At 47.4% G+C, this 23,367-nt stretch carries 20 protein-coding genes; 10 read left to right on the top strand and 10 right to left on the bottom strand.

Annotated features, from left to right (window positions below; genetic code table 11):
• Positions 1–21: 21 nt before the first annotated feature.
• From EK374_RS17055 to EK374_RS17045, 3 genes are all read right to left on the bottom strand, one after another.
• A complete protein-coding gene (locus EK374_RS17055; RefSeq protein WP_127025746.1) occupies positions 22–2,952 on the bottom strand; it encodes a glycoside hydrolase family 31 protein in 2,931 nt (976 codons plus the stop codon).
• Positions 2,953–3,281: 329 nt separating this feature from the next.
• Complete coding sequence (locus tag EK374_RS17050) at positions 3,282–5,129, bottom strand: PhoX family protein (RefSeq protein WP_127025745.1); 1,848 nt, start codon at positions 5,127–5,129, stop codon at positions 3,282–3,284.
• Between the two features lie 111 nt (positions 5,130–5,240).
• The gene (locus EK374_RS17045; RefSeq protein WP_127025744.1) at positions 5,241–5,909 is read right to left on the bottom strand and encodes an RluA family pseudouridine synthase; all 669 of its coding nucleotides are present in this window, start codon (positions 5,907–5,909) and stop codon (positions 5,241–5,243) included.
• A 110-nt stretch (positions 5,910–6,019) separates the two neighbouring features.
• Here EK374_RS17045 and EK374_RS17040 point away from each other — a divergent pair, with 110 nt between their 5' ends.
• The gene (locus tag EK374_RS17040) at positions 6,020–6,472 is read left to right on the top strand and encodes a DUF4826 family protein (protein WP_127025743.1); all 453 of its coding nucleotides are present in this window, start codon (positions 6,020–6,022) and stop codon (positions 6,470–6,472) included.
• A gap of 436 nt (positions 6,473–6,908) precedes the next feature.
• Here the strand turns inward: EK374_RS17040 and EK374_RS21020 are convergent, their stop codons facing one another.
• Together EK374_RS21020 and EK374_RS17035 are read right to left on the bottom strand one after the other, a co-directional pair.
• Positions 6,909–7,073: a diguanylate cyclase domain-containing protein gene (locus EK374_RS21020; RefSeq protein WP_267898319.1), complete on the bottom strand. Its 165-nt coding sequence runs from the start codon at positions 7,071–7,073 to the stop codon at positions 6,909–6,911.
• Entirely contained in the window at positions 7,028–7,888 is an 861-nt protein-coding gene (locus EK374_RS17035) for a sensor domain-containing diguanylate cyclase (RefSeq protein WP_267898318.1), read from the bottom strand. The genes EK374_RS21020 and EK374_RS17035 overlap by 46 nt, the downstream gene beginning before the upstream one ends.
• A gap of 200 nt (positions 7,889–8,088) precedes the next feature.
• Between EK374_RS17035 and EK374_RS17030 the strand changes: the two genes are divergently transcribed.
• Positions 8,089–8,814, top strand: coding sequence for a hypothetical protein (locus tag EK374_RS17030; protein WP_127025742.1), 726 nt, complete (start codon positions 8,089–8,091; stop codon positions 8,812–8,814).
• A gap of 7 nt (positions 8,815–8,821) precedes the next feature.
• Here the strand turns inward: EK374_RS17030 and EK374_RS17025 are convergent, their stop codons facing one another.
• Together EK374_RS17025 and EK374_RS17020 are read right to left on the bottom strand one after the other, a co-directional pair.
• Positions 8,822–10,402 (bottom strand): tetratricopeptide repeat-containing sulfotransferase family protein, encoded by a 1,581-nt coding sequence (locus tag EK374_RS17025; protein ID WP_127025741.1) that lies wholly within the window; start codon positions 10,400–10,402, stop codon positions 8,822–8,824.
• Positions 10,403–10,469: 67 nt separating this feature from the next.
• Positions 10,470–12,932, bottom strand: a complete 2,463-nt coding sequence (locus EK374_RS17020; protein WP_127025740.1) for a TonB-dependent receptor — start codon at positions 12,930–12,932, stop codon at positions 10,470–10,472.
• A 368-nt stretch (positions 12,933–13,300) separates the two neighbouring features.
• On the opposite strand from EK374_RS17020, the gene EK374_RS17015 reads away from it, so the two are divergent.
• The gene (locus EK374_RS17015) at positions 13,301–14,689 is read left to right on the top strand and encodes an ADP-ribosylglycohydrolase family protein (RefSeq protein WP_127025739.1); all 1,389 of its coding nucleotides are present in this window, start codon (positions 13,301–13,303) and stop codon (positions 14,687–14,689) included.
• A gap of 10 nt (positions 14,690–14,699) precedes the next feature.
• On the opposite strand, the gene EK374_RS17010 is transcribed toward EK374_RS17015, so the two are convergent.
• Positions 14,700–15,215: a DUF1569 domain-containing protein gene (locus EK374_RS17010; RefSeq protein WP_127025738.1), complete on the bottom strand. Its 516-nt coding sequence runs from the start codon at positions 15,213–15,215 to the stop codon at positions 14,700–14,702.
• 112 nt (positions 15,216–15,327) lie between these two features.
• On the opposite strand from EK374_RS17010, the gene EK374_RS17005 reads away from it, so the two are divergent.
• The 4 genes from EK374_RS17005 to EK374_RS16990 all read left to right on the top strand — a co-directional run bounded on the left by EK374_RS17005 (position 15,328) and on the right by EK374_RS16990 (position 19,240).
• Positions 15,328–16,017, top strand: a complete 690-nt coding sequence (locus EK374_RS17005) for a Crp/Fnr family transcriptional regulator (RefSeq protein ID WP_127025737.1) — start codon at positions 15,328–15,330, stop codon at positions 16,015–16,017.
• A 79-nt stretch (positions 16,018–16,096) separates the two neighbouring features.
• On the top strand, positions 16,097–16,588 hold the full coding sequence (locus EK374_RS17000; RefSeq protein ID WP_127025736.1) for an Mpo1 family 2-hydroxy fatty acid dioxygenase: 492 nt from the start codon (positions 16,097–16,099) through the stop codon (positions 16,586–16,588).
• A gap of 131 nt (positions 16,589–16,719) precedes the next feature.
• Entirely contained in the window at positions 16,720–18,072 is a 1,353-nt protein-coding gene (locus EK374_RS16995; RefSeq protein ID WP_206099231.1) for a ribonuclease J, read from the top strand.
• A gap of 1 nt (position 18,073) precedes the next feature.
• A complete protein-coding gene (locus tag EK374_RS16990; RefSeq protein WP_127025735.1) occupies positions 18,074–19,240 on the top strand; it encodes a GNAT family N-acetyltransferase in 1,167 nt (388 codons plus the stop codon).
• A gap of 11 nt (positions 19,241–19,251) precedes the next feature.
• Here the strand turns inward: EK374_RS16990 and yghU are convergent, their stop codons facing one another.
• Positions 19,252–20,097: a glutathione-dependent disulfide-bond oxidoreductase gene (gene yghU / locus EK374_RS16985; RefSeq protein WP_127025734.1), complete on the bottom strand. Its 846-nt coding sequence runs from the start codon at positions 20,095–20,097 to the stop codon at positions 19,252–19,254.
• A 142-nt stretch (positions 20,098–20,239) separates the two neighbouring features.
• Here yghU and EK374_RS16980 point away from each other — a divergent pair, with 142 nt between their 5' ends.
• From EK374_RS16980 to EK374_RS16970, 3 genes are all read left to right on the top strand, one after another.
• A complete protein-coding gene (locus EK374_RS16980; RefSeq protein WP_127025733.1) occupies positions 20,240–21,526 on the top strand; it encodes a leucine-rich repeat-containing protein kinase family protein in 1,287 nt (428 codons plus the stop codon).
• Between the two features lie 154 nt (positions 21,527–21,680).
• A complete protein-coding gene (locus tag EK374_RS16975; RefSeq protein WP_127025732.1) occupies positions 21,681–22,055 on the top strand; it encodes a response regulator in 375 nt (124 codons plus the stop codon).
• Between the two features lie 261 nt (positions 22,056–22,316).
• The gene (locus EK374_RS16970) at positions 22,317–22,526 is read left to right on the top strand and encodes a cold-shock protein (protein ID WP_008897616.1); all 210 of its coding nucleotides are present in this window, start codon (positions 22,317–22,319) and stop codon (positions 22,524–22,526) included.
• Positions 22,527–22,731: 205 nt separating this feature from the next.
• Here EK374_RS16970 and EK374_RS16965 read toward each other — a convergent pair whose 3' ends face one another.
• Positions 22,732–23,367: a hypothetical protein gene (locus EK374_RS16965; protein WP_206099230.1), complete on the bottom strand. Its 636-nt coding sequence runs from the start codon at positions 23,365–23,367 to the stop codon at positions 22,732–22,734.

Here is a 23,367-nt window from a genome sequence, read left to right as displayed (position 1 = left end):
CACCCTTGCTGTTCGCCACAGTTAGCGACTGAGCACCAGCTCTTCACCATTGTAGACCACGGTCTGGCTGCTTGGGTCGGTCAGAGACTTTGCCATGCCTTGGGTGCTGCCAATCCAGCGGATCTGAAAGCTGATGTTTTTCTGCATCCCTTTATACTCACCCTGACGTTTACCCAGGGTCAGTTGGCCTTTGGCGTCGTCGTAATGCAGTTCTATGGTGCTGTAGTGGCCTTTTTCATAGTCGTAGCTGCGGCCATCGTCGTTATACAGGCTGTAGTGACCATCAGCGCCTGTGTAAATATTCAATGTGATGGGGGCATCGGCTTTGTCGTTAACAAACTGAATGTCCTCGCCTGTTGGCACTATGGAGCCTGCTTTGACGTACAAAGGCATTTTGTCTAAAGGTGCTGCGGCTTGAATATGCTGGCCGCCACTGAGTTTTTCCCCGCTATAAAAATCATACCAGTCGGCACCCTGTGGCAGATACAGAGCGCGGCTTCTGGCCTGATATTCGTGCACAGGGCTGACTAAAAAGGCCGGGCCAAACATGTATTGATCGTTCAGGTGAATGGCGGTTTTGTCGGTTGGAAAATCCATCACTAAACCACGCATCAGGGTATTGTCGTTCAGGTACATTTTACCTGCTTCGCTATAGATATAAGGCATCAATTGGTAACGCAGTTTGGTGTAATACACCAGACTGTTGTACACCTCGCTGCCTTCATCGGCCAGATTATAAATTTCGCGGTACGGGTTTTGGCCGTGCGAGCGGAAGATAGGCGCAAAAGCACCAAACTGGAACCAGCGTAAGTTCAGCTCCTGCCATGGCGCCTGATCTTCTGGCTGTAAACCAGAGAAATGCCCTATAGCGCTGCCGTCTTTTTTCCAGCGGTATTTATCTTCAGGCGTAAAGCCTCCGATATCAAAGGTCCAGTTCGGCATACCTGCTAAACCTACGCCTATGCCTGCGGCTATTTGTTCTTTTAAATTGGACCAGCGTGGCACTGTGTCGCCACTCCAGATGGCGGCACCGGCGCGTTGTTGTCCGGCAAAACCTGAGCGGGTTAAGATAAAAGCGCGTTTATCCGGGTCAGTCTGGCGCTCGCCTACATACACCCCTTCGGCATTGGCCAGGCCGTACGAGTTAAAGTATTCAGTGCCTGAGCCAATGGACAGCGGCGTCATATTTTCTTTGCGTTTTTTGATGCTTAAGTTGGAATGCATATCGGGTTCTGACGCATCCAGCCACCAGGCATCTATACCTAATACATTTAAATTCTCTGCGATCTGACGCCAGAAGATTTGTTGTGACTCTTCAGGGTAGGGGTCGTAGAAACCGTTCAGGTAACCCTGGCCTATCCAGTCCAGGTTCTTCTCTTTTTCCACGTTGTTACTCAGCATATAGCCTTTGGCGTCCAGCTCTTTGTAGTGGTCTGTGCTGGCATAAAATTTTGGCCAGACCGAAATCATGATATTGGCGTTGAGGGCGTGCACTTCATCGACCATTTTTTTCGGATCAGGAAAATGCTTCGGATCAAATTTATGACTGCCCCAGGCATCCTCTGGCCAGTAGGACCAATCCAGCACTATGTTATCTAGAGGAATTTTGCGTTTGCGGTATTCTTTGACCACATCCAGCAACTGCTGCTGATTGGTGTAGCGCTCGCGGCTTTGCCAAAAGCCATACACCCATTTCGGCAATAACACAGCTTTGCCTGTTAAGCTGCGGTAACCGCTGATAATGTCGTCGGCTTTGTCACCGGCAATGTAGTAGTAATCAATGGCTTTGCCGCTTTCAGAGGCAAAGCTCAGTGAATACTGATCCTCTTTTGGCTGCGGCTTGTTGTGTTCTAGAAAGATATAACCGCCTTGCGAATCCCATTCCAGTTCAATGTTTTGCGCTACACCTGGGCTAAATTCGGCTTGAGTCGTGTGGTACCAGGGGTTCCAGTTCATCCGCCAGCGATCGAGCAATAGCTTGCCGCCAATACTGAGTTTGGCATAGCCACTGTTGTACAGTCTGAACTTATGCATGCCAGCCTGATCTGTGCGAATAGCGCCTTTCCAGATCACACGAGGTTGTTTCAGCTCACCCAGCTCTTTCGGGAAAGGGAATTCGCGCACATTGTTGTTGGCCAAATACTGGTAATTGGGGCCTTGTTCGATGCGACTGAAGATCAGCTTGTCGCCATCATAATACTCTGCCGTCAGCCCACCCGGATTTCCGTTGGCGTCAAACAGCTGAAAGTGATCAAAAAATGGCTGAGCCCCTTTGGCATCACCAAACTGGGTAATAGAAGCGTTGTCCCAAAGCACGCCGTAGTTGCGGGTCGAGACCACCAGCGGTATCGAAATTACCAGGTTATGAGTGGTGAGTTCAACATGTTCGCCCGCGTAGTTCACCTGACCATTCTGGTGTTGGCCCAGACCAAAAAAGCCTTCATCTGTGTTTTTGTTCCATTGTTGCTGCAGTGCATAGGAGTCGGCAGCCGCTTGCACCGGGTCTTGCGTCACAGGGCCAAATTCACGTTTGGTTTCAGCTAAAGTGATCTGGCCCTTTTTATCGATAAAATGCACAGCACCATCCAGCAAAGATGCCACGGCCGTCAGTTGGTTGGTTTTCAGCAGTAGCTGCTCTCCTTGTTGCTCAACTGTAAATTGGCCCTGGGGTTGGGCTGTGACCACTAAGCTTTTGCCTACTGCAGACAATTGGTTATGGGGCAGAGCTGTCACCCGGATAATACGCTCGCTCATCACCTCCAGCCGCAGCAATTGCGTGTGCTGCTGTGGCAGTTGGATCAGCACGCCGTGTTCAGTAGGTTGAAAACTGCCCAGTTGTTTTACAGCAACCTCTGAGGCTGTTGTAGTGGCAGGCTCGCTGCATGCTGTCAGCCAGGTCAAAGGCAAAGCCATAAGTGCAAGCCGCAACGCTAATCCTTTGTGTAGTCGCATTCAGGTCTCCAGTTTTAACGGTTCAGCAAAGACTTCATCACCAGGCCTCACCAAAGCGGGTTGTGAAGCTCAGGTTTTTTGGTGAGTAAAACTGCAAAATAGCTTCAGAGACAAAGCCTTAAACGCCGGGTTGAACTGTCAGACTAGCAGTGCACTGCAGCATCAGGTTTTTATAAAATATGGTAGCGGACTTCAGTTTTTTGTTAATGGTTGCGGAAAAACGACAACAGGAGCTGCAGTGCTAAGTTCCCGGTCAGCAGACCGGGACACTTAAACAACAGATTGCAAGGGTCTAAAAGGCGACAAGAAAGTGAAGGCTGGAAACTGAATTAACGTCCAACCACCTCGCCATCTTTTCGATTGATCACCACCACAGCAGGGCGTGGTGGCAGACTGGTATCGAAGTCTGGCCAGCGGGTGGATGGCGCTTCAAAACTGCTGCCTTCAGCCGGATGCTGTACCGAGCAGAACAAGTGTTTATCGTCCGGGCTAAAAAATGGACCACAAATTTCAGAACCAAGAGGGGCCCTTAAAAAACGTTTCATTAAAGCGCGCGACGCGCCGCTGACATCACAGGCCCAAATGCCTTCGGCTATACCAAAATCTTCGGCACCATCAGAGGTGACCCATAACCTGCCTTTACTATCAAAAGCGCAGTTATCAGGACAAGCCAGCCAGCTGTTTGCCGCTGTAGCCGGATGGTAGCTGGTGCTGGGATCGTCACGCCGGCCTGCCAGTAAAAACATATCCCAGGCAAAACTGGACAAGCTGTGATCGCCTTTTGGTGGCACCAGTTCAACAATCTGACCTGCTTTGTTTTCAGCGCGTGGATTGGCCGGGTTGCGTTGCTTTTTGCTGCGGTCGGCATTTTTGGTCAGCATCACATACACAGCGCCATTAGCCGGATTCACTTCCACATCCTCAGGCCTGTCCATAGGGGTAGCACCCAATAAATCAGCGGCTTTGCGCACATCGATGACCACATCGGCCTGACTGTGAAAACCATGGGCTGCGGTCAGTGGGCCCTGACCAAACACCAGCGGCAACCAGTCGACTGTGCCGTCGGCAGCAAAGCGGGCGCAATACAAAGTACCCTGGTCGAGTAAATCCAGATTGGCTGCTCTGTTGTCTGGCTGATAGCGGTTTGCTGAGACAAATTTGTACAGGTATTCAAACTTTTGGTCATCGCCCATATAAGCCACGACACGGCCATCCTGGTTGATATAAACATTGGCACCTTCATGTTTAAAGCGGCCAAGGGCTGTACGCTTTTTCGGCACTGAAGTGGGGTCGTAGGGGTCTATTTCCACTATCCAACCCATATGAAAACTTTCGTTGGGCTCTTTGGTTAAATCCCAACGTGCATAATGTGTAGCCCAACTTTTTTGCGCTTTTTTCGCCATGCCAAAGCGCTTCAGGCTGGCCTGTTCTTTGCTCTGACTAAAATCGCCGGCAAACATAGCATCAATATTTTCTTCGCCTGTCAGTACTGTGCCCCAGGGCGTGACACCTCCGGCACAATTGCCGTAAGTACCAAGGGTATGTACTCCATCTGCTGAAATGGCAGTTTTTAACCTGTCACTGCCTGCAGCCGGGCCATTCAGCGTCATTGGCGTCAGCGGGGTAATACGTCTGGTGTAGCTGGAGTCTTTTTTCTGCTGCCACTGGCCATTCGTAAGCTGAATTTCCACCACGGACAGGCCATGCGCGGCTATGTCGGTGTCCGTTTGGGCTTTGTTCAACGCTGTAGCTGCAGGAGAGCCTGGCCACATGATTTCCGGCACTGTGTACTCATGATTGACCACCAACAGGCCATGATCCGAATTTTTGCTGCCCAAAGGTAAAGACAAAAAGCCAATAAAGTCGTTATTAAAACCAAATTGTTGCTGCTGTTTTTCCGCTGTTTGTGTTGCTGGATCAAAAGCCGGGCCATTGGCAAACAAAGGTTCGCCCCATTTCAGCAGAACCTGGGCCTGATAACCTGGTGGTACTTCCAGTGTTGGTGTCATGTGATGACTTTGTTCGCTGAAAGTTAAGCTCGATTGCACCGCCTGTGTCTGGTTTTGTGCCGAAGCAAATGCAGGTAAACCCGAGCTTAAGGCTAAAGCGCTGCCTGCTTTTAAAAAATCACGCCTTGATAAAGCGCTTGCGACGACTTCGGAAAAATGTTTCGACATGATGAACTCCAGTGACAGCTTGTCCGCGGTATCAGGGGTGCTAGATAGCCCATGAAATGCTGCTGAGAGTAGCACAGTGAATAAGACAGAAATGTGACAGGGATTACAGCGCTAAAAAGGACAAGGGCTATGAATACTGAGGCGTTGCCCTGTGACTGGATGCTCAAACTCCAGTTCTGCTGCATGCAGCAACAGTCGTGGTGCCATAGCTTGTGTTTCGTTAGTGCCATATAAATCACAGCCCAGCATAGGATGGCCGATAAACTGGCTATGGATCCGTAGTTGATGAGTGCGGCCTGTGGTTGGCGTAAATAGCAGCCTGGTGCGGTCCGGCTTGGTCAGGCGTTCCAATACCTGAAAATGGCTAAGGGCTTTTTGGCCTTGTTCAAAACAAACTTTTAAGCGTGGAAACAAGGCTTTGTCTTTGCTGATAGGTGCTTCGATGATGCCGCTATCTTGTTTTATATGGCCAGCCACTATGCTTTGGTAGCGCTTGATCACAGTGCGGGACTGAAACTGTTGGCTTAACAAGGCGTTAGTGGTTTTGTCTAGGGCCAGCAGCATAATGCCTGAAGTGCCAAAGTCGAGTCGGTGTATTAAGCTGATAAGCGGATAAATTTGGGCTAAACGATAGTGCACTGAATCCAGATTCAGCGGGTTTTTACCGGATAAACTTAATAAACCGCTGGGTTTATTGATCAGCAGAATATGCTCGTCCTGATACAGAGTTTCAATAGACTGATGACAGGGCGGGGCAACAAAAGTATCTATCACTGTCATCTTGGCTGTCCTGGGGGAAACAAGGCGCAGAGTGTACTTGAAATCAAAGCTTGCTGCCTTGGATTAACTTAGTGAAAATAGCGCTTTTCAGCCAACAAGGGCCTTAGTGTATGGATTTGGATGAAGCAGAAGACTGGGCCTGGTGTGACGCACAGTTTGCCGCTATTGAAGCTTATGTCAAAGAGCAGAACATTCCGCATGGTGTGATTTGTGACTGGCCTGAATGGTATGCCGCTCCTTATGTAGGTTTATGGGCAGTGGAAGACCCAGCCGATCCGGGTTTCGTTGGGCACTGGATTTTAGCCGGTGATAGCACTGGTGCTCAGCCGCAACCTGTGGCTTTTGATTATTTAAGCGCAGAAGATGCTGCTGAACCTCGTGAAGCTTTAGCTGCTTTTGCCAAAAAATGGGCCGCATTAGCTGCAGCTGCGGCAAAAGGCACAGCCTGGACTGGCAGTCCGGTATTAACGGGTGACTTAGCTCAGCAGGCTGCCCAGTTAGCACGACAGGCAGAGCTGTTAAAGCTTTGGGCTGCTGACGATGAGATGTGGGAGCAGGATTAAAGTCCTGCCTCTTGTCGGAAAGTCGAAGGTGATACCCCGACCACTCTTAAGAACTCTTTGTTAAAGTTGAACTTACTGCTAAAGCCTGCCTGCTGCATCACTGCCAACTCAGGTTCAGCGCTGTGATATACCACGACATCACTCCGGACATTAGTAACGACATAAAAAGTGCAACTACATAGGGGCTAAAGTGGCTTGGGTTACATCGCCCTGGCATCAGATCCAATGCTCGCCATAATGAGACAACAGGGGGCAAGCTTGCTTTTTTGCGCGAAATGGCAAAACCTTTACTCCTTGGTTTAATAAGGCCGAAGTAGCGGCTAAATCTATATCTGAACAGCTTCCGGTAATAACAGCAAAACGGCAAGTGAGAACCCCGATGCTAGTGTTGACGCTGTTATCTGTGGAGTCATTGATTAAGGGACTAGACAGAAACTTAGCTATCTGAGAATACTCCTGTTTGATTACGGCCCTGAGCTTTAGCTTTGTAAAGCACCTGATCTGCCGCTTCGATCAATTGTTTTTTATCACTGAATTTTTCAGCGCTGGCCAAACCTATACTGACAGTGAGCTGGCGCAGTGGCCATTCATGATTGGCCACTGCGCCAGTCGCAATTTCTCCAGAGTTTTGTAAGCAGCAACTCTGTCAGTGCCGGGTAAAAGCAACACAAATTCTTCGCCGCCATAACGGGCAAAAAAATCATAATTTCTGCAGTGGCGTGCGAACAGTTTAGCGACTTCGGCAAGGGCCTGATCGCCTGCAGCATGGCCAAAACTGTCGTTAAAGCTTTTAAAATGATCAACGTCTATCAGTGCCAGCGTAAAAGGCTGACCTGTTCTTTGCCAGCGGGCAAATTCAGCTTCAAATCGTTGATCAAAAGCTCTCCTGTTATTTACCCCGGTCAACGCATCAGTCATGCTGGTCTGGTGTAATTGTTCGCTGAGTTTTTTTAGTTCCAGCATGGCGATAACTTGTCTGGAAAGTGCCTGCAAAGAATCAATTTGTCTCTGGTTCAATTGCTTAGGCTGATAATCGAATACGCAAATAGTACCTATGACATAGCCTTCGGGATCAACCAAAGGTGAGCCGGCATAGAATCTGTATTCCGGACCTTGAGTCACCATAGGGTGAGTTCTGAACCTGCTGTCTAAGGTGGTGTCAGGTATCACCATCACTGCATCAGGTACTTCCATGGCGTGGCCACAAAATGACTCTTTACGCAGAACAGAATTTCCTTCAAACCCAAGCTTAACGATTAAATTCAGCTCTGAATCATCCGCCTGTGTAACCATGGCCACTGGAGCGTCACAAATGTAGCTGGCCAACTGGATGATATCCCGCAGACTTTGTTCGGCTGGGCTTTGTTCTTTGATTGAGGTATTGCTTAAGGTTGTTGCAGCTAAACTAAAAGCCATATATTCCCCCAATGTCCAGGCCACTTTTCAGAATAGCTATAATTAAAAATGATTAAGCCGTTGATTTAACTCTAGCATAGCTCTGGCAGGTCGGGGGCAAGTTACTTTGAGGTCTGAAACGTCGCCAGCAAAGCGGCACTGGCCTCTGAGCTGCCTTACTGCTAGTCTGAGGCGGTAAAAAAATTTTGAACGGAGTCAAAATGAAACTAACCACAGTGCTGCTTGTTGTCTTGGTTTTTGCGGTGGGGTTAGTGCTTGGAGTTCAACTCAGCACTTTTGGCCTTCAGAGCGCTAACAAGGCCACTGAGCCACAGCAGCAAAGCGGTATTGAACAGCCGCAACAGCCAGACACTGTGCCAGCTGCGGCTCAGGTCACAGCTCAAGCAACAGCCAGTCCGCACCAGTTGACCTTACTGCAAAACAAAGTGCAGATGTTAGAGCAACAGCTGGTAACCAGTAACCAAAGGCTGGAGGATGCGGCACTTCGCTTAGAGCAGGCGTATCAGCCGGAATTTGCGGGGTCTGGCGAGAAAGGAGTACCAACCACTATCAGTCTGCAGCAGGCTCAGTCTTTTTTGCCTGAGCCTTTTGCCAGCCTGATGGCAAAGCAGCAGGGACAGGCCATTGATTACCTGAAGCTGCATCAGGCTGAAGAAATAGATAGCGAATGGGCCTATGATGTGGAACAAAAAGTCCGCGACTACTTTGCTGCACACGAGAACACAGCCAAAGTGAAACTAAGTTCTGTGTCCTGCAAAACCAGTATCTGTGAGATCCGCGGTTATCAGTATGAGCCTCATAGTTTCACAATGATTTACAACAGTATGTCAGCAGAAAGCTGGTGGCGTTATGGCAGTTCTTATTCCTTTCAAAGCGACAACAAACAAGAAGCTTATTTTTATCTGTTGGCTGAATTGACCCGTTAACAATACCTCAGCACTCCAACCCTTCAGCCCTGAGTTGCTGCAGCAAAGGGTCAAGTAAGGGCTGGTATTTTTGCCAGCGGCCAACTGAATTGGTATTGATAGGCTGGCGCACCTGTACTTTAGATGCAGTCGATACAGGGGCCTGATTCTGTTCGCTGTGCAGACAGGCTTCTTGCCAGCTCAAACCACAAAACTCAAGTAATTCAGTGATCTGTTGTTTAGGATCCTGCACCAGATCTTCATAACTTTGCAGCCGGAAATTGGCCAGCTTTTGCTGTTGCCAGAACATAGCCAGTCGGTGAAAACTGGCATAAAAAGCTGCGATGTGTTTGAGCTGAAAGGCATAACGGTAATAAGGACTGCCAAGGGAAAACAGCGCTCTGTAGTTACCAAGGCAAGTGTCCACCGGATGACGCATCATGCAGATGATTTTGGCATTCGGTAAAGCGCGGCGTATCAGGTCTATATAAAAAAAGTTAAAGGGTAATTTGTCGATAAAATGGGCTTTGCTGCCGGTAACCACTCTGCTGCGCTGCAGATAACGTTCCCCTAAGGCATTAAAATCCAAAGCATAAGCTGCATTTAAGGTTGCCGGATCCAGTACTTTCTCGCTGCTTGTTGCAGTCAGCTCTTTTACCGCTAAACCAAAGTCCTGCAACTCGCCTGCGGATAACACCTCGCTATGGCTGGTTAAAATTCGTTCCACTAAGGTGGTGCCTGAACGCGGCATACCCAGAATAAAGATGGGTTCACGGCTTTGACAGCCAGCAGCCTTATGCACTGGTTTGCTGGCATGTTGTACCGCAGCATCAAACAAAGCCCGGTCATCTTCAGGTTGATAGTTCAGGCTTTGAGATTTCACTTGTTTCGCCTGATGCAGTTCGGCCATAGCGGCTGGGTAGTTGTGGATGGCTTCGTATTCTTTGGCCAGCGCATGGCCTATATGCAGCATTGCATCGGCGGATCGGACACTGCTTTTTACTTCTGAAAGTTGGTTGATCCTGGCTTGAGGATCCGTGGTCATGGCCAGATCACTCATCGCATAGTGCGCCTGATAAAAAGCAGGTTCCAATTGCAATGCCTGCTCAAAAGCTGCTTTGGCGGCTGCAAAATCGCCGGTAAATTTCAGGGATACGCCAAGGTTGTAAAAATAGGGGGCTTTGTTGGTTTGAAGCTGTGTCGCCCGTTGAAAGTAACTTAAGGCCAGTTGGTGTAAACCAACCCGGCTTAAGGCCACCCCCAAGGTATCTAAAGTTAAAGCCTGTTGGATCTGGTCTGCAGGTAAAGACTCTGCTATGGCTTTGGCTTTATTTAAGTCGCCTATCAGGCTGTAGCCTTTGGCCAGATGCGCCAGATATTCATCTTTTGCATGCAGGCTAACCGCCTTTTCCATTAACCGGATGGACTTTTGCACCTGACCATAGTCAAGGTTAATTACACCCAATAAAAAATAGCTGTCTGCGTGGTCCGGCTGATGTTCGAGCAACTGAACAAGACAGGCATGCGCCTCTTTAAAGCGCCTTTGTTGGATAAGCTGCAAGGCCTGCTGGTGTTGTTTGGACAAAGCGGTCGGGAGCGTTGAAGTCATAAAATCCTGAATAAAAATAAGGGCACTGTCAGTGCCCTTGTAAACAACAGTACTAACCTGGCAAAGTTTAAATTTCGAATTGATAGTTAAACTTCATACCAACAGTCATAGGGGTCAGAATGTAATGACCGTAATTGCGCTGTAAGGCTGGGTCGTTCACATTCATTTCCGGATAGGTAGCCAGACCTATATCCCCTTTATCACGGCGAACCGAAGTAAAGGCATATTTATCAAACAGGTTGTCGACATAGAAGGTAACAGACCAGCTCTCTTCAGCCAGTTTGGCAGCCACATTACTTAAGGCGTAAGCAGGTAATGCTTCACCATCTGCGCGTAAACCTACTTTGGAAATCACGTCACTTTGGTAGGTTAAACCATAGGTCAGATCCAACTGTTTACCATCTAACACTTCGGTCTGATAGTTCACACCTAAAGAGAATTGATGCTCAGGTGAACCTGGCAAGCGATCACCATCTTTACCATCGTAAAAGTCCTGTAATTCAGTGCCCTGATCGTCCACTACTGCAAACAGGAAAGGCGCATCGCTGGTTAACTTAGCTCTGGTATAGGCATAAGTGGCATAGGTGCTGACGCCATTAGGTAAAATGGCCCGAGCTGATATTTCTACACCTTTGGAGTTGGCTGATGCAGCATTCGCAATAATAGGGATCTGACCATTTACAGTAGTACTTGAGATCTGCGCATCTTTCCAATCGACATTAAATACCGCGGCGTTAAAGTGCAGTTTGTTTTTAAACCAACTGGTTTTAAAACCTAACTCATAGTTAGTGGTGGTGTCTGGCGTGAACAAGCGCTCATTGGGAAGAGCACAGAGTTGAGGCGAATCCGTCGGTAATGGATCCTCACACAGCGCCACGCCATTGGTGCCACCAATGCGGAAGCCTTCACTCACTGTAAAGTAAGCCATCACATCAGAGGTGAATTTATAATTCGTATTAAACTTCAACAAGTTACCACTATCCTCAGCCATAACTGAAGAATCTGTAAAATCTAATGTAATCGCATCCGATGCGGCACCGCCAAACACTGTGTTATACAGCGGAGTGTCGTAAGCTGATTTAGAGTCCACTTTGTAGTCGTAAAAACGTGCACCTAGAGTAAAAGCCAGTTGCTCAGTCAACTGATAACCCAATTCACCAAAAATGGCTTTTTCTGTGACTTCGGTATCATCGACAGATATATATTCCAAAGCGTCAGGACGGGGATTTCCACCAGCCTCCCATTCGGTCAACGCATATTGGTCAAAGCCCGGAGTGTATTCTCTGCTATAGCCTTCAAATTCGGATTTATTGTAAAAAGCACCAACTATCCAGCTCAGGTCGCTGTCGCCAGTCGAAACTAAACGCAGCTCCTGAGTAAAGATTTCTTCTTCTTCATCTTCGCGGGTAAAAGCGGAAAAAGCCGGAAACTCTTCATAACCATAATCCAGACGCATTAATAAGTCGGTCTGGTCACGCTGGCCCTGCTCTTCTGTTTTAGCTAAACCTGTGGCAGAAACCAGTTCGGCAAATTCTAAATCAACGCTGACTTCCAGACTCAATAGCGAGTTGTCGATATCATTTGGCTCTTCATAACGGTAAGCCGATTCGTATTTTCCAACCAAAGGCTGCAGCGGGTTAGCTGCACCCAAAGCGTCGTAATGGGTAATACCACGGCCTTCAATTTCTTCATTTTGGAAGTAGTAGTTTAACGTGCTGTCTAACCAGTCGTTTGGAGTCCAGCGCAGAGCAATACGGCCTGTAGTGGTTTTTTCACCATTGGCATCGGCTTTACGAGAGATATTGTCGGCAACTTCAGCGCTGTCACTCCAGTCAGGGTCGGTCAGCGACACGCCAGGTTCACGCACCAGGTAGTTGTAATCTATATAACCCGGGTCGTTCAGATAATTTAGCGACGCACGTAAAGCCAAAGTGTCACTGATCAGGGGCAGGTTAAAAATAAAACCACCTTGTTTACCCAAACTATCACTTTCAGCTGTAGAGGATAAATCACCGAAGATACTGCCGCTGGTCACGTCAGTTTCTGGTTTATTCAGAATATAACGAATGGCGCCGCCTAAAGTGCCTGCACCATATAAAGTGCCTTGCGGGCCTATCAGTACTTCAACCCGTTCAACATCCACCAGTTTCAGATCCACTGCTGCTGGCAATTCACCAATGTAGGTGGACACTGTGCCACCGTCAGAGCCTGGACCTGACGAGTTGGTATTTAAACCTCGTACTATGATAGGTGAGGCTTCACGGCCACCTTGATCTGTAATGGTTAAACCTGGCACCCAACGCGCTATATCGGCCAGCTCGCTAATGTTTTGCTGCGCTATCACGTCATTGTCCAGAGCTGTGATATTCAGAGGTGCTTCCTGCACTGTTCCGCTGCGGCGGGTTGCGGTGACATTAATCACCTCAATTTGTTGTTCCTGGGCTGCCAGGTCTTCTGCGAGCACTGTACCTGCGGGTACAGCTAACACTGAAGCAATGGCCAGCGATAACAGGCTGGGCTGGAAATTCATGGAAATTACCTCTGTTGGTCGTGATTTTTTGGCGGTTCATCTGATGAAAGCATAGAGGAAATCATAAAACAATAGGCCCACAAATCGTCTGGTGAATTTTAATTCAACAATTAACAAATTAAATTCATTCGATTGTTTTTGTTTAACTTTTGCTACATCCCTTTATTTGTCTGGCCTTGTCGGTTGTTGTTGTAACAAACAGTAGAAGGCTTTAAATCATAATTATGCAATATTGGTGTGGTTGATTTTTTTTTATTCAACAGGTGAGTGATTTTTGCGCATGAAGGCCCGGTGCTTTGCTGTTGCTTGACACTATTGAGCTGGCGTTGGATAACAGTGCTTTGTAAGTGCTTTCATTGGGTGGAAATATGAGATCCAGAGGTTTTATAGCAGGCCTGTTGTTTGCTGTCGGAATGCTTTCTGACGCGGTGGCGCAACAACAAGCTGCTTCATGTCAGGTTGCAGCTGAGGAGCACCACAAACTGGATAAAAAGCTATACGCCGACAAAGTGCATGGTTTTTGGCTGGGGCTGAGTATTGCCAACTGGACCGGGTTGGTCACAGAAATGGATAAAATTGGTGGCGAGGGACCAGCAGGACAGTTTTATAGCCGCAAGGACTGGCAAAAAAAAGATCAGCCCAGTATCTGGGGCCAGGGTATTCCAAGTAATTTATCTGACACTATTGATTGGGTAGTGGCAGATAAAGATGAAGTCTGGGGTTCGGATGATGACAGCGATATTGAATACATTTATCTGAAACTGATGCACGACAGCAAACAACCACAGCTCAGCGCAGAACAAATACGCGATGGTTGGCTGGCTCATATTTACAAAGATTCAGAAACACCATTTAAAACCGCAGAAGGCAAACCAGAAAACTTCTTATGGGTGTCGAATCAGCAAGCTTTTGATTTAATGCAGCAAAATATTCTGCCGCCCTATACTGGTATGCCCGCGAATAACCCGCACTACGATATGATTGATGCCCAACTGACCACTGAGCTTTTTGGTATTCTGGCGCCGTTTCGTCCTGATATAGCGTCCAAACTGGCCTATTTACCTATACGTACTACGGCTTATGCTGAGGCTGCGGATATCGCTAATTTTTATGTCGTGATGCATGCGCTCTCAGCTGCAGTGGATCCTGCCAAAGTTATTCAACCGCAATTGCTGCGAATTGCTCATCAGGCTCGCGCTGAGCTGCCATCAAACCAGTATCCGGCCAAGATGTTTGATTATGTCTGGTCTTTGTATCAGTCCGGAATGCCTTGGGAAGAGGCCAGAGACAAGCTGTATCAGCGTTATCAGGTAGAGGCAAAAGACGGTTATGAAATTACCGGCAAAAAGTTGTATTGCAATGGCTGTTTTGCTGCTGGTATTAACTTTGCTGCCAGTTTGGTCAGCTTGTTTTATGGCGAAGGCGATATGCAGGAGACAATAAAAATAGCTGTATTGGCGGGGTGGGATTCAGATAATCCGGCTGCAACCTGGGGTGGTCTCTATGGTTTTATGCTGGGAAAATCTGGAGTGGAACAGGCTTTTGGCCGCAGCTTCTCTGACAAATTTAATATTCACCGCACCCGTAAAGGTTTTGCTAATAACGGCATAGATAACTTTGATCAGATGGCGGCTAAGGCGACAGCAATAGTGGATCAGGTGGTGATGCAACATATGACTTTGAACACTGCTATTGCGCCTGATGCCACCTGCTGGCAGATCCCGGCTTTTGAAGCGCTCAGTGTCAGTCCTTTATAAATACAAGGTACTAAGCACTGTGAATGTGCTGTAAATGCTGCCGGATATGCATGACATGAGCGGCCTGATAGTCCTGATGATTCAGCACTCCGTAGGCAAAATGTGGGGTAAGAGTGGTGCTTTGTGTAAATTGCTCTAAGGCCTGTAACAAGGACTGCAAGGCCTGTTGTGTTGGTATGGTTGCGTCAAGCTGCGGCATGCCTGGGATCACTTCATCCAGCGGATGATGCATAGCGCCGGCGGTTTTAAAGGCTTTAAGAGCAACAGGCCCAATACTGTGGGTAAACCAGGCTGCTTTATGTTCAGGGTAACCCTGAAATGAGCCCTGAACGCTTTGCGCCAGATGCTGAAATACCTGGCTTGGATTCCAGCTGCCGCTACTGGTCAGTTCTTTATTCTGCAGCCATTGCAGTTGCTCTATTAAGGCATCCCAATGGGCTTCAAAACCTCTGCTACCCAGTTCCAATCCTGCAGCTGCAGCCACAGTAATACCTGCACCTGCTATTAAAAATTGTCTTCTGTTCATCTGTTTTCCTGTTTTGGATTGAATGCTGAGCTGCTGTGCTTGCTGATTTTATCCGGATCTCCTACCTTGTGCACAGTTTGAATTATTCAGCTTGATAAGCTCAGGTTTAGTTATGTCCGACCATTTTGCATTACAGCTTCGGGAGCACAGCCACTGGTTTGCGGCTTTGTCAGCCAGCCAACAGCAGCAGTTGTTAACTCATGCCAGACTTGTGCAACTGGGGGCAGGGCAACGTTTATTCAATCGCGGTGATGAGTTTGATGGTATCTATGTGTTGTTATCCGGTGCTTTGCTGATAGCTGGTGTGCACAGTTCAGGCCGCGAAGCTTTGCTGACCATAGTGGAAGCCGGTGACTGGATAGGTGAAATAGCCTTATTTGACCGCAAAGCCCGCACTCATGACGCTACCGCCAGTGTGGCTTGTCAGTTGCTGCAGTTGAACAATTCAGCTTTGCAGCAATTAGTGCAGCAAGACCCGCTTTGGTGGCAACGCTTTGGCCAGTTATTGACTGAAAAAATGCGTTTGGTGTTTCAAGCGCTGGAAGATATGAGTTTGTTACCCGCTTCAGTGCGTTTGGCCAGACGTTTATTAATGTTATGTCGTTTGCATCAGCAAGATGAGCGTTACCTGATCCCTGTGCAGCAAGAGCAGCTAGGGCAATTATTGTCGTTATCACGCCAGACTATTAATCAGTTACTTCAGCAACTGGTAGCAAATGGAGTGATCCGAACCAGTTATGGCGAAATTGAAGTACTGGATCCGAAGCTGTTAAAACAAGCTGCAGAAATGCCATTGAATTAAAGTGGCCTGATTGTCAGTTATCCGACAGAGCTTAGATTAACTTCTGCCTTAGAGTGTTGTTTTCACTAAGGAGAATCCTATGAAAACCTTATCAGAACATTTAATTCAGTACGCTCATTACCACAGAGACCAGCGCAATATTTACACCCATTTTGCCGGTATCCCGCTGATTGTTATTGCGTTGTTTAGCTTATTATCGTTTGAGATAGCAGCGGGTATTACAGCCACTCATCTGCTGCTGGTTGGCTCTTTGCTGTTTTATTTCCGTTTAAGTTTCATTATGGGGCTGGTGATGTTGGGCTTTAGCGCTAGCTGTTATGCGCTGGCGTTGCAATTGGTCGCACTTAACAGCACCGCTGCCTGGTTAGGTAGTTCTGTTGCTGTATTTGTGTTGGGTTGGGTTTTGCAGTTTATCGGGCATTATTTCGAAGGCAAAAAACCGGCTTTTGTCGATGATTTGGTGGGTTTATTGATAGGGCCTTTGTTTGTGATGGCGGAGCTGCTGTTTTTGTTGGGTTTTGCCAAATCGCTGCAACAGCAAATTGATCAAAGCGCCGGACCTGTGCATTAAGCATCTATGCGATCTTTATTGTTAGGCTACCTTTATCGCCAGGCTGCTTTATTACTAGGCTGACTGGGCCAATCAGCTTACACTAGCCGTATTGTGAATAATGGTTGTGAAAAGCGCAGGAAGTTGTGATTGTGGATTTAATACCGGGCCGCGCTGATTTGTGGTTTTTACCTTTAGGTGGCACAGGCGAAATTGGCATGAACCTGAATTTATATGGTCATGCCGGTTACTGGCTGATGGTGGATTGTGGTGTGACTTTTAACAGCCCACTGCAGCCTGATGACCTGACTAAGGCTGACGTGGTGGCGGCCGATCCGGCTTTTATTGCCAAACAACCTGAATATCTGGCCGGTATTGTTATTACTCATGCCCATGAAGATCATATAGGTGCTTTGCCCGCACTGTGGCCCCGTTTTAAATGCCCTGTGTATGCCACTGCTTTTACGGCTGAAATTTTGCGTCGTAAGCTTGCCGAAGTTGGGCTTTTAGATAAAGTACCTATCATTGAAGTCAAAACCGGTGACACCAAACATATAGGCCCTTTTGCGGTGCAGTTTCTCTCTATTACCCATTCCATCCCTGAGCCTCATTGCCTGATGATACGCACTGACGCAGGTTCGGTGTTTCATACAGCCGACTGGAAAATAGATGCAACACCTATGACAGGGAAAGCCTTTAAACCTCGTGTGTTTCAGCGTTTAGCTCAGGAAAATGTCACAGCTATGGTCTGTGACTCCACCAATGCATTGCGTGAAGGTTTTTCTGTATCAGAACACGACTGTTATCAAGCCTTGTTGCAGGTGATAAGCGAGGCAAAGGGCCGTGTGGTAGTCAGTGGTTTTAGCAGCAATGTCGGGCGTCTAATAGCGCTTGGCCGGGTGGCGAATAAAACCGGCCGATATATGGCGCTTTTGGGCCGCTCTTTACAAAATATGGTGGGTGCTGCTCGTGCTACAGGGCACTGGCCTGACGATATTCATCTGATAGACGCCAATGATTTAGGTTATTTACCCAAAGAAGAAGTCTTAGTGGTCGCGACCGGCAGTCAGGGTGAACCTAAAGCAACTTTAAGCCGGTTAGCCGCTGATATGCAGCGCGAGTTGTCGCTCGAAGGCGGTGATTTAGTCATCTTCAGCTCCATTATCATTCCGGGCAATGAAGCTTTTATTGAAAAGCTGGTGCAGCAATTTCAGCAACGTGACATTCAAACCTTACAAAGCCATAACACTGACTTACCTATTCACGTTTCAGGGCATCCGTGCCGCGGTGAGCTGGAATTATTGTACAGCTGGGTCAAACCTCAAATCGCTGTGCCAGTGCATGGCGAAGCCGCTCATATTGAGGCCAATGCCGATGTGGCTCGACAAAGTCTGGTGCCAATCCAACTGACAGGCCTCAATGGAGATTTGTATGTGCTCTCCCCGGAGCCTCGTATTTATAAACAAGTGGTCAAAACTGGCCGCATTGCATTGTTAAGGTCCTGATATGCAGCTGCAGTGGCTTGATTCCATCAGTAAAGTCAAAGCAGCGGACTGGAATGCTTTATTCCCGGTAGATTACCCTTTTACCCGCCATGAGTTTTTACAGGCGCTGGAATTAGGTGCTAGTGTTGGCAGCAGTTTAGGCCGGCACACCGGCTGGCTGGTGCGGCACTTTGTGGTCTGGCAAGACGATCAACTGATCGCCGCTGTGCCTGCTTATCTCAAATTGCATTCCTATGGCGAATACTTGTTCGACTGGTCTTTTGCCGAAGCTTATCAAAACTACGGTTTGGACTATTACCCTAAGTTATTGCTGGCTATTCCTTTTACCCCTGCTGAAGGGCCACGTTTGGGGCTGGCCGCTGGTGTCGATAAAGCGCAATTGCTGCAATGGTTACAGCTGGGGGTCAGTCAGCTCAATCAGGTACTGCCTTTAAGCCATCTGCAATGCCTGTATGCCGAACCTGGTGATCAGCAGGTTTTTCGTGACGCTGGTTTTATTGAACGTTTTGATGTGCAGTTTTTATGGGCCAATCAGAGCTTTCAGCATTTTGAGGAGTTTCTGGCGATACTGACAGCGCGCAAACGTAAACAAATCCGGAAGGAAAGAGCTGCAGTGACAGAGCAGGGCATTGTGCTTAAAACCTTAACAGGCGCCGATTTAACGCCGCAGTTCTGGCAGCAGTTTTATGGCTTTTATTGCGACACCTACCAAAAACGTTCCCGTCACAATGGCTATTTAACAGCGGACACCTTCAGGTTGTGGGGCCAGACTATGGCAAAGCAAATGGTGGTCTTTGCTGCTTTTTCCGATGAAAAAATGCTGGCCGCTTCTTTGTGTTTCCAGTCAGAGACTAGCTTGTATGGCCGTTATTGGGGCTGTGCAGAAGATTTTAATTTCCTGCATTTTGAATGCTGTTATTACAGCGGCATAGAGTATTGCATCACACAGGGACTGCAGTTTTTTGATGCCGGAGCTCAGGGCGAACATAAACTGCAACGTGGTTTTGCACCAGTACTTCGACGTGGCTTTTATCACTTTACTGAAAAAGCTCAGCACAAGGCTATCAATGAAGCTATAGCCCGTTACTGCCTGCAGGAGCAACGGGCTATAGTGCAGTATCAGCAGGAGGCACAAGACAGCCTGCCTTTTGCCAACCGGACTGATTAAGCTTCAGGCATTTAGGCTTTAGGAATGCTGTCAAAATCTGCAGCGCTATGGCGCTCTGGCAGCTGCTCGTGGGCTTCACCCCAGTTGCGATTCACCTTCACAGCCCTTTGTACTGCAGGGCGTGCATCAATTTGTTTGGCCCAGCGTTGCAGATGTTGGTAACTTTGTACATCCAGAAATTCGGCTGCATTGTAGGCCCGGCCCAACACCAAAGCGCCATACCAGGACCAAATCGCCATATCGGCAATGCTGTACTCATCGCCTGCGACAAATGGATGTTTCGCCAGTTGTCGATCCAGCACATCCAGCTGACGTTTTGTTTCCATCGCATATCTGTTGATGGGGTATTCGTATTTTTCCGGCGCATAGGCGTAAAAATGACCAAAGCCACCACCAACAAAAGGGGCGCTGCCCATTTGCCAGAACAACCAATTCATTACTTCAGTGCGTTTGGCCAGATCTTTTGGCAAAAAAGCGCCAAATTTTTCTGCCAGATACAACAAAATTGACCCTGACTCAAAGAGCCGGATCCCTGTACTGCGATCAAACAAAGCCGGAATTTTACTGTTTGGGTTGACGGCAACAAAACCACTGCCAAACTGGTCGCCATCACGAATGTTGATCAGCCAGGCGTCGTAATCAGCAGCCTGATGGCCAGCTTCCAGTAGCTCTTCCAGCAGCATTGTTACTTTGACACCGTTTGGCGTTGCCATTGAATAAAGCTGTAAATCATGTTCGCCAACAGGCAAAGTTTTGTCATGGGTTGCACCAGAGACAGGCCTGTTTATATTGGCAAAGGCGCCGCCGTTTTGACTGTCCCATGTCCAGACTTTTGGTGGGGTATAAGTGTTGCTCATAAAGCTCTCCTGTTGTGCCTGATTTGTAAAAGCTTAAATTGATATTGGTTTAGTCTGGACAGATCTCAAGGGAGACTGAGTCTGTTTTGCCGAATTGGGTTCTGCACTGTACAATCCGGCTTTTTCAGCGGGTTGGAATAAGATGTTTAACCTTGAAACTTTAGCACAGACCACAGCGCCATTAAGCCGTATTAATCTTTCTGCGGGCTTGAACGAATTTCCAGCCGGGTTATACCGTTTTGCCGATAGCCTGGAAATTCTGGATTTATCCGGCAATCAGCTCACGGATTTACCTGCTGATTTGCACCGTTTTAAAAAGCTGAAACGTTTGTTTTTAACCTCTAACAAGTTCAGCCATATTCCTGCAGTGTTAAGCCTTTGTCCTGCGCTGGTGATGGTTAGTTTTAAAGGCAATAAGCTGACAGACTTTGCCGAAGCTTGCTTACCTGAACAATTGGAGTGGCTGATCCTGACAGACAATCAGCTGACAGCATTACCTAATGACTTTGGACGCTACAAAAAACTGCGTAAAGTGGCGATGGCCGGTAATCAATTGGCTTCGTTACCGGATTCGATGCAGCAATGCCGAGAGCTGGGCTTATTACGCTTATCGCTGAATCAGTTTGAGTCTTTTCCTGACTGGTTATTTGAATTGCCCAAATTAGCCTGGCTGGCGCTGGGGGCAAACCCTGCTTGTCCTGTGCCTGAGGCTGTGGCTATTACTGCTCATAGTTTGTCGGATTATCAGTTGTTCGAAAAACTAGGTGAAGGCGCATCCGGTGTGATTTATCAGGCGCGTTTTGCGCAAGAGCCAGAGCTGGTGGCGTTAAAGCAATTTAAAGGCTGGATCACCAGTGATGGTTGTCCAAAAGATGAGATGAATAACTACCTGAATGCAGGTCAGCATCCGAATTTAATAGCCGTCAAAGCAAAATTAAAGGACTGCGATTTACCTGGCTTAGTGATGGATCTGGTACCAGCGTCATTTTCTGTGTTAGGGCAACCGCCTTCTTTTGATACCTGCACCCGCGATACGTTTACGCAAGGCCAAAACCTGACGCTGTTGCAGCTGAAACAGCTGGCTGAGCAGGTGGTGAGCGTGATGGCGCATTTGCATCAGCAGCAGATCACACATGGCGACTTGTATGCGCACAATATGCTGGTGAATGAAGAGCAACAGCTGTATCTGGGCGACTTTGGCGCTGCTACTGCGTTACATGCCCTGCCACAAAAACAACAGCAGCTGTTTTGTGCGCTGGAAGTTCGTGCTTTTGGTTATTGGTTACTGGATATGCAAAGTTTGCTGTCAGCCAGAGAGTCCGAAGAATTTGAACAAATATTTACAGCTGTAGTGCAGTTATGTATACAACAGAAGGTCAGTAGTCGCCCGGAGTTTCGACAGTTACAGGCTTTGCTTCACGGGCTCTAAGCTCTTTAGCTCCGGCCCCTGAACCGAGCCTGCCCATGCTTTCTCAAAAGACATCATCTTGTTGCATAACTGGAGTAATGGAAAAGTTATAGCTACAGTAAAAGACCATGGAGTTTTACTGTTTGTGTAACATGGAAGAGGTTGAAACAGACTTATGCCTTTTAAAATCTTGATAGTAGATGATAGTCAGGTGTGCTTAATGTTGACCAGAGGCTATGTGCAGTCGTTCAGACCGGACTGGAGTTGTTCGACGGCAGGCAGTGCCGAAGAAGCTATGGCATTGATAGAACTGCACCACTTTGATGCGTATTCGCTGGACTACAATCTACCGGGGCGTAATGGGCTGGAATTGGCCCGTTGGATCCGCAGTCGTGATAAACAATGTTTCATAGGTTTACTGACATCCAATATTATGAATTATGTCGAAGATCAGGCAATCAGTGACAAGATTAATTACTATAGAAAGCCAGCCAAATCTGAAGTCATTCAGCAGTTTGTAGCTGATGTTGAAGGTTATTTGCGCACCTGATTTTCAAGATGCAGTCTAGTTCTCATCTGGAGGCTATTTGGGAATAAAACTGCTTATTTTAATAACGTAGTGAAATAAGCTTTGACACTGCTCTGAAAACCTATACACTGGCCTTGCTTTGTTAGTCTGTTCATTATTTATGCACCACAACGAATGTTACTGTTGTTTTAGTACGTCCTGTATTCATAAGTTAAAACATCTCTTACAGCACCATCGCCTGAAACCAGGCACAATTAATTTTATTAAATACAGGTAAATACCATGTCTAATACAACTACCGGCACAGTAAAATGGTTCAACGAAACTAAAGGTTTCGGTTTCATCGAACAGGCTTCAGGTCCAGACGTTTTCGCTCACTTCAGCGAAATTTCTAGCACGGGTTTCAAAACTCTGCAAGAAGGCCAACGTGTACAGTTCACTGTAACACAAGGTCAAAAAGGCCCACAGGCTGAGAAAATCGTTGTTCTGTAATTTCTAATTACAGTTACCGGAGTTAATAGATTTAATCTGATTTCACCGGTCACAACACAAAAAAAGGCAACTGCATCGCAGCTGCCTTTTTTATGGCCCATCAGTTAGGGAGCTCAGCTTAAAGTACGGCGATTTATGGCTTTGTTGCATGGTCCAGCGAACAGCAGATACTCCTGCAGTGAGGACCAGTAGGTCACCTTAGGTTCTATTCTTGTAAGGCATATACCTTAGGTAAATAGATCTCTTCTCCGGCTTTAAATTTCATCTCTGCAAAATCGAAAAAATTCTGGACAGTTACGCCAAATACTTTTTGCGTATTAAACTGTGGCACTAAACGTTCGACAAATTCCTCCGCTATATTGTGCGCGCAGCGAATCAGCTGTAAGTCGGCTTCGTCACCATGTTCAAAATACATCTTGATAAAAGTATGCAAACCGGCCAGACGGAATACGGTTTTCATCGAGTTAGGGCGCCAGAACTTAAAGTCCATCTGCGGATGATTGGCCAGCTCAAAATCAAACTCCCGCCCAGATTTCCAGGGCAGGCAATGAATTTCAAAACCATGAGGGGTAAATACTTTATACACGGATAAACGAGGCTTGTTCGGGCAAATAATTTGTCCTGCAGCATCTTCGCTGCCGCCAAGATATTTTAAGTTCCAGTTTCGTTGGTCGGTCAGAATATCCAGGGAGTTTTCAAAACCATATTTAAGCATGCCCTCCGCCATACCTAAGGAGGTGGCTACCGCATGATAAAAAGGTGGAACATTGCCAAAGGTCAGTTTTAATTTAAGGCGATTAATTTCTCTGAGCCGATGCTCAATTTTTTCAATTTCTTGCAT

The sequence above is a fragment of the Rheinheimera mangrovi genome (genome assembly GCF_003990335.1).
Taxonomy (GTDB): Bacteria; Pseudomonadota; Gammaproteobacteria; order Enterobacterales; family Alteromonadaceae; genus Pararheinheimera; species Pararheinheimera mangrovi.
The sequence above is the reverse complement of the archived record's forward strand: the minus strand, read 5'-3'. Positions and strand labels throughout refer to the sequence as shown.

Coding starts and splice junctions, on each gene's coding strand:
- EK374_RS16980 (WP_127025733.1), top strand. CDS start 20,240: ATGTTTAACCTTGAAACTTTAGCACAGACCACAGCGCCATTAAGCCGT.
- EK374_RS17050 (WP_127025745.1), bottom strand. CDS start 5,129: ATGTCGAAACATTTTTCCGAAGTCGTCGCAAGCGCTTTATCAAGGCGT.
- EK374_RS17040 (WP_127025743.1), top strand. CDS start 6,020: ATGGATTTGGATGAAGCAGAAGACTGGGCCTGGTGTGACGCACAGTTT.
- EK374_RS17045 (WP_127025744.1), bottom strand. CDS start 5,909: ATGACAGTGATAGATACTTTTGTTGCCCCGCCCTGTCATCAGTCTATT.
- EK374_RS17035 (WP_267898318.1), bottom strand. CDS start 7,888: ATGGCTTTTAGTTTAGCTGCAACAACCTTAAGCAATACCTCAATCAAA.
- yghU (WP_127025734.1), bottom strand. CDS start 20,097: ATGAGCAACACTTATACCCCACCAAAAGTCTGGACATGGGACAGTCAA.
- EK374_RS16970 (WP_008897616.1), top strand. CDS start 22,317: ATGTCTAATACAACTACCGGCACAGTAAAATGGTTCAACGAAACTAAA.
- EK374_RS17010 (WP_127025738.1), bottom strand. CDS start 15,215: ATGAACAGAAGACAATTTTTAATAGCAGGTGCAGGTATTACTGTGGCT.
- EK374_RS17030 (WP_127025742.1), top strand. CDS start 8,089: ATGAAACTAACCACAGTGCTGCTTGTTGTCTTGGTTTTTGCGGTGGGG.
- EK374_RS16975 (WP_127025732.1), top strand. CDS start 21,681: ATGCCTTTTAAAATCTTGATAGTAGATGATAGTCAGGTGTGCTTAATG.
- EK374_RS16990 (WP_127025735.1), top strand. CDS start 18,074: ATGCAGCTGCAGTGGCTTGATTCCATCAGTAAAGTCAAAGCAGCGGAC.
- EK374_RS17055 (WP_127025746.1), bottom strand. CDS start 2,952: ATGCGACTACACAAAGGATTAGCGTTGCGGCTTGCACTTATGGCTTTG.
- EK374_RS17000 (WP_127025736.1), top strand. CDS start 16,097: ATGAAAACCTTATCAGAACATTTAATTCAGTACGCTCATTACCACAGA.
- EK374_RS16965 (WP_206099230.1), bottom strand. CDS start 23,367: ATGCAAGAAATTGAAAAAATTGAGCATCGGCTCAGAGAAATTAATCGC.
- EK374_RS17015 (WP_127025739.1), top strand. CDS start 13,301: ATGAGATCCAGAGGTTTTATAGCAGGCCTGTTGTTTGCTGTCGGAATG.
- EK374_RS17020 (WP_127025740.1), bottom strand. CDS start 12,932: ATGAATTTCCAGCCCAGCCTGTTATCGCTGGCCATTGCTTCAGTGTTA.
- EK374_RS17025 (WP_127025741.1), bottom strand. CDS start 10,402: ATGACTTCAACGCTCCCGACCGCTTTGTCCAAACAACACCAGCAGGCC.
- EK374_RS17005 (WP_127025737.1), top strand. CDS start 15,328: ATGTCCGACCATTTTGCATTACAGCTTCGGGAGCACAGCCACTGGTTT.